17 protein-coding genes are annotated in these 18,243 nt (G+C 39.6%); 9 read left to right on the top strand and 8 right to left on the bottom strand.

Translation table 11 applies throughout. The annotated features are described in order from the left end of the window. The first annotated feature begins 12 nt into the window (after positions 1-12). A complete protein-coding gene (locus EHS11_RS07470) occupies positions 13-852 on the top strand; it encodes an SHOCT domain-containing protein (RefSeq protein ID WP_135763763.1) in 840 nt (279 codons plus the stop codon). Here the strand turns inward: EHS11_RS07470 and cysE are convergent. Both cysE and EHS11_RS07480 read right to left on the bottom strand, forming a co-directional pair. Continuing rightward, positions 849-1,574 (bottom strand): serine O-acetyltransferase, encoded by a 726-nt coding sequence (gene cysE / locus EHS11_RS07475; RefSeq protein ID WP_135763764.1) that lies wholly within the window; start codon positions 1,572-1,574, stop codon positions 849-851. The two genes, EHS11_RS07470 and cysE, sit on opposite strands and share 4 nt — an antisense overlap. Positions 1,575-1,579: 5 nt before the next feature. After that, positions 1,580-3,352, bottom strand: coding sequence for a methyl-accepting chemotaxis protein (locus EHS11_RS07480; RefSeq protein WP_135763765.1), 1,773 nt, complete (start codon positions 3,350-3,352; stop codon positions 1,580-1,582). A gap of 90 nt (positions 3,353-3,442) precedes the next feature. Between EHS11_RS07480 and EHS11_RS07485 the strand changes: the two genes are divergently transcribed. Genes EHS11_RS07485 through EHS11_RS07495 form a run of 3 tightly spaced genes read left to right on the top strand, consistent with a single transcriptional unit; the run spans position 3,443 to position 6,600 of the window. Then, positions 3,443-4,369 carry a site-2 protease family protein gene (locus EHS11_RS07485; RefSeq protein WP_210413649.1) on the top strand — a complete coding sequence of 309 codons (927 nt, stop codon included), beginning with the start codon at positions 3,443-3,445 and terminating at the stop codon, positions 4,367-4,369. A 1-nt stretch (position 4,370) separates the two neighbouring features. Continuing rightward, the gene (locus EHS11_RS07490; RefSeq protein WP_246047667.1) at positions 4,371-5,783 is read left to right on the top strand and encodes an NHL repeat-containing protein; all 1,413 of its coding nucleotides are present in this window, start codon (positions 4,371-4,373) and stop codon (positions 5,781-5,783) included. Then, the gene (locus EHS11_RS07495) at positions 5,728-6,600 is read left to right on the top strand and encodes a hypothetical protein (RefSeq protein WP_246047668.1); all 873 of its coding nucleotides are present in this window, start codon (positions 5,728-5,730) and stop codon (positions 6,598-6,600) included. Before EHS11_RS07490 ends, EHS11_RS07495 begins: the two co-directional genes overlap by 56 nt. Here the strand turns inward: EHS11_RS07495 and EHS11_RS07500 are convergent. Next, a complete protein-coding gene (locus EHS11_RS07500; protein ID WP_135763955.1) occupies positions 6,589-7,782 on the bottom strand; it encodes a DegT/DnrJ/EryC1/StrS family aminotransferase in 1,194 nt (397 codons plus the stop codon). The genes EHS11_RS07495 and EHS11_RS07500 overlap by 12 nt on opposite strands. A gap of 154 nt (positions 7,783-7,936) precedes the next feature. Between EHS11_RS07500 and add the strand changes: the two genes are divergently transcribed. The 4 genes from add to EHS11_RS07520 all read left to right on the top strand — a co-directional run bounded on the left by add (position 7,937) and on the right by EHS11_RS07520 (position 10,594). Then, positions 7,937-9,292, top strand: a complete 1,356-nt coding sequence (gene add / locus EHS11_RS07505; protein ID WP_135763766.1) for an adenosine deaminase — start codon at positions 7,937-7,939, stop codon at positions 9,290-9,292. Between the two features lie 76 nt (positions 9,293-9,368). Next, a complete protein-coding gene (locus EHS11_RS07510; protein ID WP_135763767.1) occupies positions 9,369-9,680 on the top strand; it encodes a hypothetical protein in 312 nt (103 codons plus the stop codon). A gap of 312 nt (positions 9,681-9,992) precedes the next feature. Then, positions 9,993-10,274 (top strand): type II toxin-antitoxin system RelE/ParE family toxin, encoded by a 282-nt coding sequence (locus EHS11_RS07515; RefSeq protein WP_135763956.1) that lies wholly within the window; start codon positions 9,993-9,995, stop codon positions 10,272-10,274. Between the two features lie 11 nt (positions 10,275-10,285). Then, a complete protein-coding gene (locus EHS11_RS07520; protein WP_135763768.1) occupies positions 10,286-10,594 on the top strand; it encodes a HigA family addiction module antitoxin in 309 nt (102 codons plus the stop codon). A gap of 279 nt (positions 10,595-10,873) precedes the next feature. Here the strand turns inward: EHS11_RS07520 and purB are convergent, their stop codons facing one another. Then, entirely contained in the window at positions 10,874-12,175 is a 1,302-nt protein-coding gene (gene purB / locus EHS11_RS07525; RefSeq protein ID WP_135763769.1) for an adenylosuccinate lyase, read from the bottom strand. 110 nt (positions 12,176-12,285) lie between these two features. On the opposite strand from purB, the gene EHS11_RS07530 reads away from it, so the two are divergent. After that, positions 12,286-13,053, top strand: a complete 768-nt coding sequence (locus EHS11_RS07530; RefSeq protein WP_135763770.1) for a glucose 1-dehydrogenase — start codon at positions 12,286-12,288, stop codon at positions 13,051-13,053. On the opposite strand, the gene EHS11_RS07535 is transcribed toward EHS11_RS07530, so the two are convergent. The 4 genes from EHS11_RS07535 to EHS11_RS07550 form a co-directional block, all read right to left on the bottom strand. Further along, on the bottom strand, positions 13,040-14,980 hold the full coding sequence (locus EHS11_RS07535) for a M23 family metallopeptidase (RefSeq protein ID WP_135763771.1): 1,941 nt from the start codon (positions 14,978-14,980) through the stop codon (positions 13,040-13,042). The two genes, EHS11_RS07530 and EHS11_RS07535, sit on opposite strands and share 14 nt — an antisense overlap. A gap of 193 nt (positions 14,981-15,173) precedes the next feature. Next, a complete protein-coding gene (locus EHS11_RS07540) occupies positions 15,174-15,956 on the bottom strand; it encodes an enoyl-CoA hydratase/isomerase family protein (RefSeq protein ID WP_135763772.1) in 783 nt (260 codons plus the stop codon). Next, positions 15,953-16,834 (bottom strand): response regulator, encoded by an 882-nt coding sequence (locus tag EHS11_RS07545; RefSeq protein ID WP_135763773.1) that lies wholly within the window; start codon positions 16,832-16,834, stop codon positions 15,953-15,955. Before EHS11_RS07545 ends, EHS11_RS07540 begins: the two co-directional genes overlap by 4 nt. Positions 16,835-16,861: 27 nt before the next feature. Then, the gene (locus EHS11_RS07550) at positions 16,862-18,172 is read right to left on the bottom strand and encodes an EAL domain-containing protein (RefSeq protein ID WP_210413656.1); all 1,311 of its coding nucleotides are present in this window, start codon (positions 18,170-18,172) and stop codon (positions 16,862-16,864) included. Between the last annotated feature and the right edge of the window lie 71 nt (positions 18,173-18,243).

Raw genomic sequence — 18,243 nt, forward strand, 5'->3', positions numbered from 1 at the left:
AAAGATTTACCTATGAGATTTGCTTCTGCAAGTTTATTTTTGATTTTTGCTTTCAATCTTTCTTCGGTTGTTCTTTCTTGTCGAACCACAGAAGTTCGGAAAGAACATCTGATTCTCGCAAATTCATCGGAAGACATTGCCATCTTTTCCGTTTCCAACGAAGTCCTTTCTTCCATTCTTCCGCATAATATATATTTGTTGAATTCCATCTTTTCCGAACAGATAGAAATTAGTCCTATCTTGAAAAGAGTGGATTATCGTTTGAGCATTCTATCAAGTGAGGACTGGAATGCTTTATTGGAGCCGAATACATTGGCCAAATTAGATGAAATGTTGTCCGAATCGATTCAGAAAAATCCTTCCGGGGCTTATCTGATTCTTGTAAAAAAAGATGATCCTCTTTCTCCTTTAACAAAAATTTTGCGAACCAGCATTCTATACATTAAAACAGTAAACGGAGAAGTGATTATAATTCCCGATTTACGACAAAATATTACATTTGCCTCACAGTATAAATTCGACGACTGGAGTATTTATACTTTGGAAAAGGTGAAAACTTCTTATAAACAGGATTTGCGGGTTAAAAGTAAAGGAACTCCAATGAGTTTTTATATTGAGAAATCTGCGGATAAGATTTCAGTTTATGGCAGAGTGATCATTCATAAAGAAATAGAATTACTTCCCAAACCTATCTTGCTTCGGGTACCCGATGAAGAAGAGATAAATACAATTAAATCGGATTGGCAATCCGTCCCTGATCGAATCAAAATTCTGGACGATCTCCGAAAGAAAAAACTAATCAACGAAGAAGAATACCAAAATAAGAAAAAACAATTATTGGATGAACTTTAAATTCCGTCTCCGTGAATGAATTCCTGAATGAATCTTTCATTTTCTTCGAAATTTTCCGAGTTTTCCGGTTGCTGTTTTTCCAGCGATTTTTGTTTTTCTGATAATTGATTCAGTAACTGTTGTTGGGTTTCCAATTTTTCAAGTAAGACGGAAAATACTTTGGCAATCGGATCGGGCATTTGATTGTGCTCTAACATTTGTTCTACTGTGTCAGTGCCGCCACCTGATTTTACAACTTTACCTGGTATTCCCACGACAGTGCTTCCGCTGGGTACATTTCGCATAACAACTGACCCGGCGCCGACCCTTACATTATCTTCGATCAGAATATTTCCCAAAATTTTTGCGCCAGCACCGATGACTACATTCTTTCCGATTGTGGGATGTCTTTTGCCGGATTCCTTCCCTGTTCCACCGAGGGTCACTCCTTGGAAAATCAAACTTCCCGTACCTACTTCGGCGGTTTCTCCGATCACAACCCCTGTCCCGTGGTCGATGAATACACCTTTTGAGATTTTTGCACCTGGATGAATGTCAATGCCTGTAAGAAATCTGGAAAAATAATTTATCATCCTGGGAAGTAAAGGCACTTTGATTTGATAAAGGCAATGGGATAGCTTATGCAACCAGATAGCATGTAATCCGGGGTAACATAAGACAATTTCAATATATGATTTTGCGGCAGGGTCAAATTTTCGTATTGCGCGAATATTTTCAAACATCTGAGTTATTTGGTCCTAAAGTTGGAAATAAGGTTGTTCAATTGTTCGGATAACTGTGCTAAGTTGATAGTCGAACTCGCAAGTTCTTCTGCCGATGCCGCACTGGATTGAGAGATTGTATTTACTTGTTCGATGGCCGAAGCGATTTCATTCGAAGATATTTCCTGTTCATTTGTCGCTTCAGCAATGAAATTGGCCAAGTTTGTAAGATTGGTAATGGATAACATCACTCTTTGGCTTTGTTGATTTTGCGTCAGAGTGGAATGTGAGATTTCTTCCGTCAATGTTGCGGCTTCTCTTGATTTTTCCAAAATTCTTTTGAATCCATCTACTAAAAGTTCGATAATAGATTTACCATCACTTACTTTTTTAATGGAATCCATGATGAGGTCTTCGATCTGTTTGGTTGCGCCCTGTGACCTGCTTGCAAGTTTTGAAATTTCTTCCGCGACAACCGCAAATCCTCTACCGGAATCGCCTGCTCTTGCCGCTTCGATTGCAGCATTTAGCGCTAGTAAGTTGGTCTGATCGGAAATTTCGTTAATTACCGTAATAATATCTTTGATTTGGGCTGAACTTTCTTCAATCGCTCCCATTCGTAAAACTGCTTCATCCACTCTGGACTGTCCCGATTCCGCTTCTTTCAAGACCGCCTGTGAGCCGTCATTTACTAACTTTGCTTTGTTGGTAACGGAAAGAATGGCATCGGACAGAGAAGCCATTTCGCGGATTGTGGAATTTGTTTCTTCTGATTGGTCTTTTGCCGTTTTGGCTACCTGGTTGATGGATTCGGTCATTTCGGATATGGCAGCGGCAGTCTCTTCCAAAGATGCGGCTTGATTGGTAGATCCTTCTGCGAGGGAACCTGCTGTTGTTGAGATTTCTTCTGCGGAAGATGCTACCATATCTGATGTTTTGTTAATTTGGCTGATTAAGGCACGCAAATTGAGGGAAGCTTGGTTCAATGCATTGATCAAACGTCCAATTTCATCGTTAGAATGGAAACTTTCTTCCGCAGTTAGATCACCTTCGGCGAATCTATTTGCAATTAACTCCGCTTTGATGATAGGAGTAGCGATGCTTCTTCCCATAAAATAGGAGAGGATGACAACAATGATAAAAGAGAGAATATAACCGACAATCAGGGTGATTTTAACATTTTCGGCAGTTGCTTCCAACTGGTCTTTTCGCAGTTTGATCAAAACAGCCATGAAAGAATCGAAATTGCTGATTTTTTCCAAGAGTTGTTTATTGATAGGAGTCAGTTGCTTTTGAAGCACAAAGGATTCCTGAAGAGCAGGCTTTGATTTCGTCCTAAAGTAGGTTTCTTTTTTTTCCCGAAAACTGGAAAGCAAAGCAAGTGATTTTTCAAAGTCCACCTGGATCTTTGTATTTTCCTCCAGTGCTTTGATACTTTCACCGAACTCGATCTGGTTTTCATAACCAGCCAGGTTGAGAAAATTTTCAATTTCAACTAACATTCGTTGTGTGTCTTTGATAGTTGAATCTATTTCTTTACTTACGGATAAAAATTCATCAAGGTCTTCGGAGTCGATAGCGACCACTGTGAGATTTCTGATTTTTGCAAGATTGTATCCTATTTTTACTGATTTTTCAAATGATTCTTCATAAATGCTCTTAAGGGATACCAGCTCTTGTTCCAATTTTGTTAATCCGTAGATGCCAAGAATGGTGATCACGAGAACGAGCAATTGATAAATCGCATTCGTTCCGTAAATTTTGAGTTTGACACTGAATTTAGTTAGAAATTGATTCATAAATTTTTTTATTAGAAAATTGGATTGATTCCATAGTATTTTTTAGACAGCATTCAGAATAGCAAATTTCAAAATTATGCCGATCTTACCTTGAAACAGAAATATTCATTACACCTTTTACTTTTGGTTTTAACATTCTTATCCGTCACTTATCGTGAATTTTTGTTTGTCGGTCTTTTTACTTTAGATTGGGAGACATATATCACGATTCTTTCATCTGAATGGCCTTACTCGGTTGGACTCATTGTGATTTTGTTTTTTCATGAAATGGGACATTATTTACCTGCGAGATACTACGGGGTGAAGGCAACTTTGCCTTATTTTATTCCTTTTCCTTTGGGACCGATCGGAACTATGGGAGCCGTGATTCAGATCAAGGAACGTATTCCTGATAAATTAAAGCTTTTCGATATCGGAATCGGTGGTCCTATCGCGAGCTTTTTACTTTCGATCATTGCTTGGGTTATTGGAATCTTTCTTTCAAAGCTGATGGTGATTCCGGAAGGAATGGACAAATCACAGTTTTTATTCTTCGGAGACAGTCTGTTTACATATTGGTCGGGGCAATTGATACTTGGGCCCTATGATACAAACCTTTTTGACATAAGTATTCATCCTCTTGCGAAAGCAGGTTGGGTCGGATTGCTTATCACAGCAATCAATCTTTTGCCATTCGGTCAGTTGGACGGAGGACATGTCATTTATGCTCTGTTTGGTGAACGATATCGGAATTGGATCCATTGGTTGTTTTTGGGTTTTATATTTTTTACTCTTTTGAATTTTACGTGGTTGATTTGGTCTTTCCTTATCTTTTATTTATTAAAGGTCGAACATCCATTTGTTCCCGATTCGCAAGTTGAATTGCGCGGCGTTAGGAGGTTTTTAGGGTATTTTATGCTGATCGCGTTGGCATTTATCTTTGTCCCTCGTCCAATCATGATGGGAAATGAAATAGATTCTCCGACTCTACTTCGTGATATTCTAACCATCTTAAAAAATACGATCGGCGGTGTTTAAAGTGAAAAAGATTAAATATTATATTTCTGTTTGCGTATTTTTTATTAGCATAACAAGTGTTAATTCGCAAGAAAGCAAGGAATACAAACTTACTGACAAAGCCTACGGTGTTGCTTGGGATGGTGTGAATTTTTGGTTTATAGATACCAATCGTCGTGCATTGGTTAAAATCAACGAAATCGGCGAACAGGAAATCTTCAATCTCGGCCTCGCCAATTTACGTGGAATTAGTTTTGATTCGAGAGAAGGTAAGATTTTAGTCGTTGCTCCCAAACAGATTTTAAAGATCGATCCCAACTCCGGTGGGGTTACGGATAAGGTAAACGTTCCCGTACAAAATATCGCCGGGATTGCAAGCGTAGGAAATTTCTATTATATATTGGATTTGGACAACGCAAAGGTGCAGATTTTCGATCAAGTGAGTGGGATTTTGGTTGGAGGTTTTTTCACAGATCGAAATCGTCCGAGAGATATTTGTTTTGGAAGGGATTCTCTTTGGATTTCCGATTCTTCGGATAATACGATTTATAGATACGATGCAAAATCCGGCAAAATCACTGGTTCCATCAAAACCAATATGAAATCCATTCGAGGAGTTCTATTGAGTGGATCCAAACTTTGGGTAGTCGACAGGGAAAATCATGAAATCAAAAACATACCCTTCTTGGAAACGGAGAGATTCATCGCTTCGGGAGAAGAGGAATACAATCTTGAAGTTACTTTAAAATTCAAAATAGATACAGTTTCCCTTTCCAAAGCGCAAATTGCAGTTGTTCATCCACCGTCTAACGAACAACAGAGAATACGCTCAGTTAAATTCACGGATCCGAGTTTTACATCGACTTTTATCCAAAGAAATCGTGTTCATATCAAAAAACTTTCCATCGAGGATTCTGCCGGAGAACAAGTTTTAAAATATAAATTCACATCACGCAACCAATTGATTAAATATTTCGTTACGGATGATTATTTGGATAAGGACGTAACGTATCCTTTCGATATTGCCAATTATTATGAAAAAGGAAAAGAGAATTCACAACTTTTTGCCCGTGATTATTTGGAATTGATTTATACTGCAAGACAACAATCTTCTTCTTACCAGGATTTCAAAAACAAGATGATCGACTCAGGTGTTCCCATTTTACCTTATAGAACTGTCCGTTTTGAAAAAGGCAAAGCAAAATCCGTTCAAGATTCCCTTTCCATATTCTTGTTAGGTTTTGGCTGGCTGCCGATCGGAGACATTTCCCCGGCCGGTGCCCAAGATAAAAGGTATTTTGAAAAAAAAGAAACTGACCTCATCCTTTACCAAAGTTTGAATTATAAACAATCGGTTTCTCCCGTATATTTCAGAAAAGATGCAAACTCCGAATGGGAAAATTTACCTGCTGAGATTACTTATAAGATTAAGTAATGTTCCGATTTTTCTTATAGTCACTCTTAGTTGTATAACTCAATACAAAGAAGAGTGGAATAAGATTGCGGTTCTTCCGGTAACAAGTGAAAATGCAAACCGTTTGAATTTACTTGTGGAGTCCGCTTGGACTTCACTCCCTAAAGCTACATCATATTGCTCCAGCTTAAATCCGATTCCCATGGAAAACAACGGATATTCGAATTACTTTTGTTATCTGAGATCATTCGCAAGCCCGAAACAGATTTCGGAACTTTTGGGCATTCCGATTTTCATCAGCGGTCCGCATGAGGGCGGTGAATTGGTGACAAACCATTCTTCGCGTTTTGGATTTTATCATCCTGAATTTCCCATTCGTTTGAGATCTTATTTTTTGCCGGGTAAAAAGAACCCGGGTTTTCAAAAAGCCACTCAGAAAATCTATGATGATTACATTCGAAAAACCGCTCGGGCATTCTTTGTTGTTCACCGCAAGCTGGAATCCAACCAGGATTACTTTGATAAAGAAACGAATAGATACATCGATTTGGTATCTGAAAAAAGATTGGATCCTTATTATTTGGATAAGTATGATTTATTTTTAGTCCCTGATTTTACGGATGCGGAAGAGGAATCAGACGGTAGCAAATTTGTAAGTTGGGAAGGTGATGATATTTACCCTGCTGTTCTGGTAAGAGAAACAGTAGGGTTTTGGATTCGAAGAAGAATCGACGGAACAGAACCGCAATTTTATCTCGGTTTGACCGATTTATTAAAGTTATACGATTTTGATTTTTATGAAACCAGAATGAAGGAAAAAGATCCTTCAGCCAAGTAGATCTTTCACCGCATCGATCACATCTTTTTCATCAGTTTTCGTCATGCCCGCAAACAAAGGTAAAGATACCGCGCGATCATACATTTTACACGCGTTCGGGTATTCTGCGCGATTAAAACCGAATGTTTTTTTATAGTAAGGATGTTCAAAGATAGGAATGAAATGCAGACTTGTTCCGATGTTTCTATCTTTTAGTTCTTCAACAAAGCTATCTCTTCCCATTTTTGCGAGCTTTGTATCCAGTTCGACTCTGTACAGATGCCAGCTATGTTGGCCATTGGCGTCATCTTTGGGAAGGACGAGACCTTTTAGGTTTTTAAATTCTTCGTTATAATGTTTTGCAATCTCAGTTCTTCTTTCCCAAAAAGCATGGGACTCTTTTAACTGCACGACACCAAGTGCAGCTTGGATGTCCGTCATATTGTATTTATAACCGGCATCCACTACTTCATAATACCAGCCCGGACGGTTGAATGCATCCCGATTGATTCCATGGAGTCTCATTTTTCGTATTCGATCCGCAGAAGATGCGTTAGCTGTAGCGATCATTCCGCCTTCACCGGTAGTAATTCCCTTAGTAGCATAAAAACTGAAAACGGTATAATCTCCCCAGGTTCCGATCATTTTATTTTTGTGAACTGCCGGAAATGCATGTGCAGCATCTTCGATAATGATCAATTTGTATTTTTTTGCGATTTTTTGAATCCCTTCCATATCGCAAGTATGACCGGCAAGATGAACAGGCATAACAGCTTTCACTTGTTTGCCTGTGGATTTCGTTTTTAAAACCTTACCATCCCAAACACAACGAATATCAATAGTAGCCTGCAGTAGTTCGGGCGTAAGCAGGTTATTGGCCGGATCTACATCGGTTAAAATAGGCTCCGCGTGAAAATAACAAATAACTTCTGTAGTTGCAGTGAATGTAATCGAGCTTGTGATAACTGCATCTTTTTCCGTAAGTCCGATCGCCTCCAATGCCAGGTGCAAACCGGCAGTCGCAGAATTGACTGCGATGGCATTAGGAGAACCCACAAAGTCAGCAAATTCCATTTCGAACTGTTTGACTTTCGGTCCTGAAGTCACCCAGCCGGAACGTAACACTTGCGCTACTTCTTCAATGGCATCTTCAGAGATGGAAGGCAGTGCAAATGGAAGAAAGGTTTTGCGAGTGGTAAGCATATTCATCTAAACGACATAATTCGGAAAATTTTCCAGTCTTTTCCGCTCCCACAAAGATAATCGGAATCATTTTTATGAACTAAATAGGAATTTCTTTCCTTTGGGAAAAATCTTCTTGTAGGGAGCCGAATCACGAAAAAGAATTTCCTGGAACATGGAAGTTCAATTTTCAGAAATATTAAATCGTATTTTGGTCATCGACCGGGATATTGCTGAGCTCAATCGACTGAAAAGCCGACTGCCAGAAGACAGACCTTATTCTCCCTCTTTACAATTAACATTCGATAAACAAATCAACACCTTATTGAACGAACGAGTTTCTATTATGGAACTTCCCGTTCTCAATCCTCCCCTTTGGTTATTCCCCAAAGAGACAGTCCAAGGTCAAAGAGCGACGGAAGAAACATCTATTCTCAAAGAGAGAAAGTCTCTCCTTGCTGGGGACTTGTCAATCCCTCATCCGAATGAACAGGACGTGATCAATTTTATCCGGGAGATTCCGAAATCGGAAATTCATTTGCATCTCGAAGCGTGCGTAAACAAAGAAACACTCAAATTTTTGTATAAAAAGAACGGTGTCGAAATTACTGACAAAGAGTTTGAAGATAAGTATAATTTCAAAGATCTCATGGGATTTATTCAGGTATTCTTTTTTGTACAAGGTGCCGTGAAAGAAGCGAGCGACCTGGGTTATTTCATAGATAGTTTAGCAGATTACATGCGCTCAAACAATATTATCTATTGTGAAACATTTTTTGCCCCGTCCAAATTCATTCAGAATGGATTGGATTTTGATGAAATGGTGGAAGTGATGGTAAATCGAATTCGCCAAATCGAGACGAAAGACGGAGTTACCATTCGGTTGCTTGTGGACGTATCTCGTTCATTCGGTCCGGAAAATGCGATGAACAATCTCAAACGTGTTCTTGGAATCAAACACAAAGAGATTATAGGAATCGGACTTGGTGGCGCGGAACTTATGGGACCTGCGAAGGATTATGCGGAAGTATTCAAAGTTGCTCGTGATTCCGGTCTTCGTACGGTGGCCCATTCCGGTGAAGACGATGGCCCTTGGGCTATCTGGGATGCAGTTAGCCTTTGTAAGGCGGAAAGGATAGGTCACGGAACTTCTGCGATTCAAGATCCTGAGCTTGTCAAGTACATGAAAGACAATAAGATCCCGATTGAGATCTGTGTGACTTCGAATGTTTTTACTGCAAAATATGTTCGCAAAGAACAAAATCACCCTGTACGTTATTATTATGATCAGGGTCTTACCCTTTGTATCAATACGGACGATCCTGAAATTTTTAACGTAAATTTAACGTACGAATACTTCAAACTCTACCGCTTTTTGGACTTTTCAATTGATGAAATCATCGACTTGGTGAAACAAAGCGTCTATTGTACTTTCCATCCTCAGAAAGAGACTCTCTGGAAGCAGATGGAAGAAAAAATTGAAGCGATCAAAGTTAAATACAATTTAGCACCGCAGCCTGCTCTTGTTTAAAACAGGATATATTTTACATTTATCTTTGTTCTCTGCTTCAAAGTTGGCTTTATACGTTTGGTTTGGAATCTTATTTATGATTTCCTGTTCGAATGTGGGAATCAACGGAGGAGATGTCCTCACTGGAAAAGAAACGATTCAAAGGATTCGGAACGCCAAACTGGGAAGACTGGCAGCCTGCGGGCGTTATACGGATGTGCAGATTTACTTCGTAAATGATGCTGCAAACAGTATAGAAAAACAATATCCTGCGGACTATTATTCGGAAAAGGATGTGAAGACATGTACGGATAATATACTGATCACTCCGTGCAATTCCGAAACCTTGGAATGTAAGCTGAAACCCAAAACGATTTGGAGCGGTTCGTTTTTACAAGGTGGATTTTAAGTCTATCCGATTCAGCAACGCCAAAATTTTCATACAGATGGGAAAGAATCAAAAAGTGACATAATGTGCCCGGTAATCTTGAAATCCCCCGCCCTGTTGATCAGCTTCGCTGATGATTCTCCGAATACTTTTCGCTTCTATTGGCGCTCAAAGGAGTTGGGGGGTGAGGCTCGTGGGCTGCAGCAAACCACCTAACATAAAATTATCAAATCGCCAAGCTCTTTTCCTATACCGTAAAAAATTTCAAAATTAAGTTCGCATTTTTGCCTATTGGCGATTGACACCAATGGTGTATTACGCTATCATAAAGATGTGATTATTTCTTTTGCCGATTCCGAATCAGAGGAAATTTGGAAAGGCACTCTATCGAAGAGATTTCCTAAAGATATTCAAAGAACCGCAAGAAGAAAAATGATTCAAATTGATGGGGCAACAGATATCAATGATTTAAAAATTCCGCCAGGAAATAGATTGCATTCACTTTCCGGTGACAGGAGCGGACAATGGAGTATTAGCATTAATATGAAATACCGAATTTGTTTTCGTTTCAATAACCATAATGCTTTTGACCTTGAAATTGTTGATTATCACTAAGAGGTATATTTATGGATAAAGAACTTGCAGACATTCATCCGGGCGAAATTCTTTTTGAAGATTTTCTAAAACCAATGAACCTATCTGCTTATAAACTTGCAAAGGATACAAAAATCGATCCTAAAAGGATTAGCGATATTGTTCATGGACGTAGAGCTATATCCGTTGATACGGCTTTAAGGTTTTCCCAATACTTTGGGAACTCAGCTGAGTTTTGGTTAAACATTCAAAATCACTTCGATCTGGAACAAAAGAAGAAAGAGCTTAAAAAAGAATTAAAAGAAATTAGAAGGTTTATTCCAATTGAGAAGGCAAGTTAGTTTAGATAGACCATATTCTTTTCGGCGGAATAGTAATGTGACATAGTTTTTAAACCAGAATCTTGAAATCCCCGCCCTGTTGATCAGCTTCGCTGATGATTCTCCGAATACTTTTCGCTTCTATTGGCGCTCAAAGGGGTTGGGGGTGAGGCTCGTGGGCTGCAGCAAACCACCTAACATAAATCCAAAATTTCGGCTAGCTGAGTATTCATTTTCACAAAAATTTTTCCAAAAAGTTCGCATTTTTGCCAAAGCTCGTCGGTTATTAACGGGATATTTTTAAGTCAGTCCCAACCTTTTGAAAATCAAAGGAATGCGTTCCAAATAAGGTGCAATTTGAAAGATTTCATCCAAATCTTTGTCTTTTAAAATCGAAGAACATCTCGAGTCCGCCTTCAATCTGTCTCTTAAGTTTTGGTTTTGGTCTGCCCAAACCGCCATCGCATTTTCCTGAACGATCAAATAAGCATCTTCCCTGGTAATTCCGCCTTTTTCAATCAACCAAAGTAGAACTTTCTGTGAGAATATCAAACCGCGAGTTACGTTTAGCGTACGTTCTGTGGCATCCGGATAAACATGAATTCCTTTCAAAACAAAATTCATCTTTTCCAAAATATAATCCAGACCAATGGTCGAATCCGGTAGCACAATTCTTTCCGCCGAAGAATGGGAAATATCTCTTTCATGCCATAAGCCTACGTTTTGCAATCCCACATTCACATTGGCGCGAATGACTCTGGAAATACCGCTGATTCTTTCGCAGACAACTGGATTTCGTTTATGAGGCATTGCCGAAGATCCTTTTTGCCCTTTGGCAAACGGTTCTTCCACTTCACGCCCTTCCGTTTTTTGAAGAAGTCGCACTTCGGTTGCCATTCGGTCCAAGCTGGCTGCTACGATTCCCAATACGGATAAATAATACGCGTGTCTGTCTCTTGAGATTACTTGGGTGGCAATCGGATCAACAGCTAACCCTAGTTTTGTGAGTACATACTCTTCGATTTCCAAATCAATATTGGAATAAGTTCCGACTGCCCCGGATAATTTTCCGACTGCGATTTGGGACCGTGCATCTTCCATTCGTTCGATGTTTCTTTGCATTTCCGCATAAAATAATGCAAACTTGAGCCCGAGAGTCATCGGCTCCGCATGAATTCCGTGAGAGCGACCGATACAAGGAAGGTCTTTGTATTCGACTGCTTTTTGTTTGGTTGTCTCTAAAAGTTCTTTGGCTCTTTTTATGAGCAAATTCATTGCTTGGACCATTTGCACGCAAAGAGCAGTATCACCTACGTCGGAAGAAGTAAGCCCGAAATGGACATGACGTCCCGCAGGTCCGATATAGGAATTCAAATTGGTAAGATAAGCGATCACATCGTGGTGAACTTTGGATTCGATTTCCAGGATTTCTTCTACATTGAATTTTGCTTTTGCTTTGATTGTTTCAAGATCTTCTTTAGGAACTTCCCCGCGATTTGCACGTGCTTCGCAGGCATAAATTTCTATATCAGTCCAAATTCTAAATTTGTTCTCTAATTCCCAAATTGCTGATATTTCGGGGTGGCTGTAACGATCGATCATAAGGGCAGAGTTTCATCCCAAACATTCGTTTCAACTGTGAATTTTACGGTTGCAGAACGATGTTCAAACTTCTTACATAGATGCAAAGATTGATTGAGGAAGAGGAATTTATGTCCAAAGAATTTGAAGGCAAAGTAGCGCTGGTAACGGGAGCGGCATCTCCTATCGGACTCGGTCGTGCGATTGCCAACCGAATTGCATCTCACGGAGCTACATTGGTTCTGGTGGATTTGAACCAAGAGAAAATTGATGAAGCAGCAAAAGAATTAGCGGCAGCTTACGGTGTAAAAGCAATCGGAATCGCAGCAAACGTTACCAAACCGGAAGATTGTGATGCAACGATTACAAAGATAAAAGAAACATTCGGAAAATTGGATTTCTTGGTGAATAATGCAGGAGTAATAAAAGACAATCTCCTCATTCGTATGACGGAACAAGAATTCGATTTTGTTATGGATGTAAATTGCAAAGGCGTATTTCTTATGACAAAATCTGCAAGCAAACTATTGTTAAAGTCCGATGGGGGTCGTATCGTAAATATTTCTTCCGTATCCGGACTTACCGGACAACCGGGACAGGCAAATTATTCCACATCCAAGGCCGGTGTCATCGCTCTTACAAAAGTAACTGCTCGTGAATTTTCGGGTAGAAACGTTTTGGTAAATGCAGTATGTCCGGGTTATGTGCAAACGGAGATGACAGGTTCACTTTCAAAAGAAGTACAAGATAAATTAACCGATGCTGCAGTGATTCCACTCAAACGTCCGGGAAAACAATCTGAGATCGCTTCGGCTGTTAAGTTTTTCTTAAGCGAAGACGCATCTTATATTACGGGAACTTATCTGCGAGTTGACGGCGGAGCCGCTATCGGGATGTAGATTTCTTTTTAACTTGAGGCGGTTTGGATTTTGTTTTGGCCGCCTTTGGTTGTTCTTTTTTTTTAGCTTTCGTTTCGGTTTTGATCGGAGTTGTGATCTTCGGTTCAGCGATGATCACAGGTTTTTCTTCCATTGGTGCAGGAGGGCTTTCGATTTCATAATCGTATCTTACCGTCTGACTCCAGTTACCCGCATAATCCCTAACGCTTGCTAACAGGGTATGTTTTCCGGGTTGGTAGAGACTTTCCGGTTCGAAAATCTCCACTCTTCCGTCTTTCGGGGAAAATTCCGCCTTGCCTCGGATTCCATCCACTGTGATATCAAAACCTTCCGGTAAAATCCCCGATCCTATATCGACTGCCTTTAATAACAAAGTGAAATCTTCTCTCGGATAAAGTGGTTTGGTCATCGATTCGTGCAAATAGATGGAAGGAGGTGTTTGGTCGGATAATACTACGAATAAGCCGGTTTTGCGTAACCTAACTTTAAAAAACTGACCCCAAGCGCTAAAAGAAGAACCTTTTATTTTTTTGACTGTTCGATCAGGCATCACTTCGTAAAGATCCGCTGAGTTGATATCTTTTGTTTTGGGAACTTTCACATAAAGATCATAACCTAAATTAAAATCTTTAAAATCAGGACCGATTTTATATACGGAAGACAATTGATTTAGTCCGTCCGTTTTGATTTTGATTTCTTCCTGTGCTTCAATATCAAAAAATGCCTTTGAATAAACTGCATTTACCGGAAAGAATAATTCCACTCTTGTGTCTTTGGATTTGAATGTCGTATAACGGTCGTAAAATACATTATATATCCATTCTTTGGTGATTACATCTTTATAATCTCTTTGGTCGCGGAGTATAAAAAAAGAAGCAAGACCTTCCTGGCCACCTTGCCCGGTTGCGCGAATTGTGATTTCTTTCGGTTCTCCCGATTTTAAGTTTTCACTATTGATCAGGCCCTGTTCCCGTTCAGGTCTCAGCATTCCCAAAAGATCATTGCCGTCTTTCGTGTGCAAAAAGTAAGAAAACGGATTTCCATTTGCTTTGCTAATGGAACTGTCATATAAGATTACATTTTTTCTGGAATGGTTTTTTAGAATTCTAGACAATTGAAAACCTTGTAATAATTGTTCGCCTAATGAAACATCTAATGTAAAAATTCCGAGCCGATGATTATTTGACTTTTGGTGGGTTGCAATTTGTAATCCCACTTTGCCTTGGATGGAAACTGTAGACTCGGAAAGTTGATACTTGTTTCCTCCTACCAGGGAAAAGGGAATATCTACAGTTTCATTTTTTCCATTGATGAATGTACGGGAAGTTTGGGGAGTGATTCTTAAAGAATCAAATACAATGGACTCGGCTTCCGTATAGCCTAGCCCGAAATGCATCGGGTTGTAATATACATTGTCCATAAAAAGTTCAAAATGCAAATGAGGCGGTCCTACCCCCGTATCTCCGGAGTAAGCAATCATATCTCCTTTTTCCACAGGAACTTCTTCGGAAAGTGCAATATCAAAATCAACACGATCTTTGAATCGTCTTGCTTGTTTTGATTTTAAAATTTGTTTTACAACTTTCGGAGCGAACTTATGCAAATGCCCGTAACGGGAAGTCATTCCGTCATCATGTTGGACAAATACCGCATAACCGATGCTTGACCATCTTCTTTGTACTCTGGTGACTTTCCCTTTTGCAACGGCAAGAATGGGAATTCCTATTTTCCCCGCTGTGGAAAAATCCTGGCCCATATGAAAATGCCCTGTTCTGAACTCGCCGAAGGTTCCCGTGATCGCAGATTGCCCTTTTACCGGCCAAACATAAGGTTCTTTTAATACAAATCCGGGTGGTAGGTCAGATCCGAATGTCCGGCTGAAACCGGAAATAGCTAAAAATATAAAAACGAATATTAGCCGAGACATTCAATTTCAGAATTATTTGGGGTTCTGTTTCTGCAAGACTAATCGAAAGGAGCGTCTTTGATTCCGACTAATATTGTGAAAGCTTGCTTAAGTTTAGGATATGTTCTACAAGCTGCGGTAGAAAGTGTTTATGGGGCGATTCTCCTTGGCAGAGAGATAATTTCTGAGCCAAGGGGATGCAAAGGGGGAATACTTATTTCAAATTGGGTCTGCGTTTTTCTTTCAGTGCGGTCATCGCCTCAAGGAGATTGTCTATCACCCCGGGTTGTTGGAATGCATACGCAGTTTCCTTTTGGTATTGTTCCAATTTGGCTATGAGTCCGCCGTTTAACATATTTTTGGTGGAACGGTATGCGCTCATCGGGATTTTGGAAAGGGAATCTAGTTTTTTAAGGGAGATCTTTCTTAGTTCTTCTTTTGTAGCTGCAATCTCGTCAATGAGTCCGATTTTTTTTGCTTCTACAGCTTTGTAAACGGTTCCTTCCAAACAAACTTCGGACCAATATCTGGGTTCTACGCACATTTTGATTCTATCGATAAAACTTCCCGGTAGGGGTAGTCCTACGTTTACTTCCGTAAATCCGATTCTACCTTTTCCGTCATACATATATTTGTAATCACTTGCTACCGTGATTACGGCTCCGCCGCCCATCGCATAACCTGTAACTTCAGTGATCAATGGTTTGTCAAAAAGAATCAGTTCGCCGAATAAAACTACGATTCCGCCTACTTCATCCAATAGTTTTTCTTTCGGAGTGGAGAGTAAATTATCAGCATCCAAACCATTGCAAAAAAACTTTTCATGGTCCGAAGTGAGAATGACTCCCTTTTTTGACGAATCGTTCCGGATTTCTTTTAAGATGACTGCAAGTTCTTTCATATTGGAGCCGGTGAGTGAATTCTGATCATTCATTTGAAGATGAATGATTTCCGCTTTTCCACCACTAACGGTGATTTCTTCTCTATTATAATTCATGTTTCTTTATTATTTTCCTTAGTTGATATATCTTTATTCGGTTCTGTGGGGGTAGGAGGTGCAGGATCGGTTGTTGGACTTAGTACATCAGACATCGGGTGTGCTTTGTCTTTTCTTTCTTTTTTGCGGAGATCTTCTTTTTTTTGTTCTTCCACTTTCAGATAATCTTCAAATTCATTCGGTGCCATGAAGACCAAAAGTCTTTCCTCATCTACTGCATGTTCGATGATGGCTCCCATGTGACGTCCTGCTATGAATGTAATTTTTTCCTGGCCGATAAATACTTTTGTAACCCGCTCGAAAACTTCGACCTCTTCCTTTCCTACTTCGGGAACACCTCTGATATCGAAGCAGATATGTTCGCCCTGAATTGATTTAAGAAAGTTAGGAGTAAAAATACGTTTGAATTCGGGGAAGACGAATCTTTTTAAATTGGCGCGACATTGGAACAGAACTTTTCCATGGCTTCGGTCCACTGCGACAAAGGACATACTATCCCTTGTTTTGGTACTTTCCGCTGATTTATAATCTTCGATAAGCGATTGAATTCGATCCAGTAGAGCTTGTTTGGATAGAGGCTTTACCATATAATCCGTAAAACCTAAAATCTTATGATTGAAAACGAAGTTTTCATCTTCTTTCGGGATCATAGCAAGGATGGGAATTCCTTGAGTGATCACGTCTTTTCGAAGCTCGATCACGAACTCCAATTCTTTTTTGTCACGAAAAGACAGACCCAAAAGAATGATGTCCGGATTGGAAGACTTCACATATTCTTTTACCGTTTGGGTAAACTTCGTGATGACGACACGCTGCCGAAGTCCTTGGAAAATATTCTCCAACTCCTGGGAAGCAAAAAGATCATTTTCGATAGCCATTATGAAATGCATGGTCGTCTTTTATGTTTAAAGAAGTCCCGCTTCCGTGGCAACGCGGAAAACATTTCCGATTCTTTTTTGTTTTTCCGCCAAAATTTTATCCGTTAATACTTCCTTGATGACCTCCTCGGAAAGGGAATGGAATGAATCAAAATCGCGTTTATAATCACTGATTGACATTTTTCCAAAAAGAATGTTCGCCTGGAACTGATAGATTTGGTGTTCCATCAAAAACCGGAATGTATCGTAGTCCTCGACGGCCTCCGCGGTAATCACCGCTTCCCTGTTGTCTGCAAGGCGCTTGCAATAATCTATGAATGCGAGATTGTCCAAAAATTTGATTTGATCTTCTTCGATTTTAAACTTAAAACTGATCGGATCCAGTTTGAACTCTTTGATCATAATTCCCAGGTCCAAAACAATTTGATGGGATTGGCTTTTGACTCCGAAGTCGTCTGCGGCAAAACTCATTCCATGATCATAAAAAGCTTGGCAGACGTCTCTTAACGGATAATCGGATTCGTCGTAAGGCTTTTCCACCAATTCAAACCTGACATTATCCGGGTTTAGATTTTTTGCCGAAATCAATTTTTTCAAACGATCCACTTTCTCTTTGTTGGAAAAGGTATCTATCAAAGACTGGGGGGAAATATTGAACTTTAGTAACCCCGGCGCACCGTCGCAAGCGATGATTAGTTTTTCCAAAATCAAGAGCTCGATTCGATTGAGATCTTGATCGGCTGGTATATCATTGATTAGGTCTTTGTAACCGACATAAGCTCCCCCTCCCACAAAAACTTCTCCTCCTTTTACGGAAAAGGTTTTGGTCTTCGGATTGAATATAACCGTAGGTTGGATCATTGCTTCATGCACTGATCCGGATATATACGTATTTGCTTTGTTGTAATATGTCCAACTCCAACGAACCAAGTTGTCGTTCAGGTTTTTTTCAGAGGAGCCGAGCAACTCATCAAAAATCTCGTCGTTCGTTGAAATAAAGTTAGACTGTGTTCTGGATACACCGAAATGAAAGGAGGCTTGTTTGTTTTTCAAACATTCCTGCTGGAATTTACCGACAGCATTTTCTATATTTGGAAATTTTTCAATATTCCACTCAAATAAAGGAGAAATTCCCATAAGCAGAATTCCCTTTTTTTCAAAGTAATGAAATCCAAAGGATATATCTTCCAAATCCAGGCAGTTGTAAAAATCTCCTCTTAATAAATCCAGAAAACCGGTAATTTCGATTCCTGTAATATTCTCAAAGCGTATTAGAAATAGCGGTTTTCCCCTATTTTCATTGATGAATGTTTTTTTGAAAACATCCAGGTCTTTCATTCCGTAGTAATAGGGGCCTGAGAAAATTTGGTCTTTCAAGAAGTTTGCCTTCGTTATTGGTTTGATTAGGA

Source organism: Leptospira ilyithenensis (assembly GCF_004771005.1).
GTDB lineage: Bacteria > Spirochaetota > Leptospiria > Leptospirales > Leptospiraceae > Leptospira_A > Leptospira_A ilyithenensis.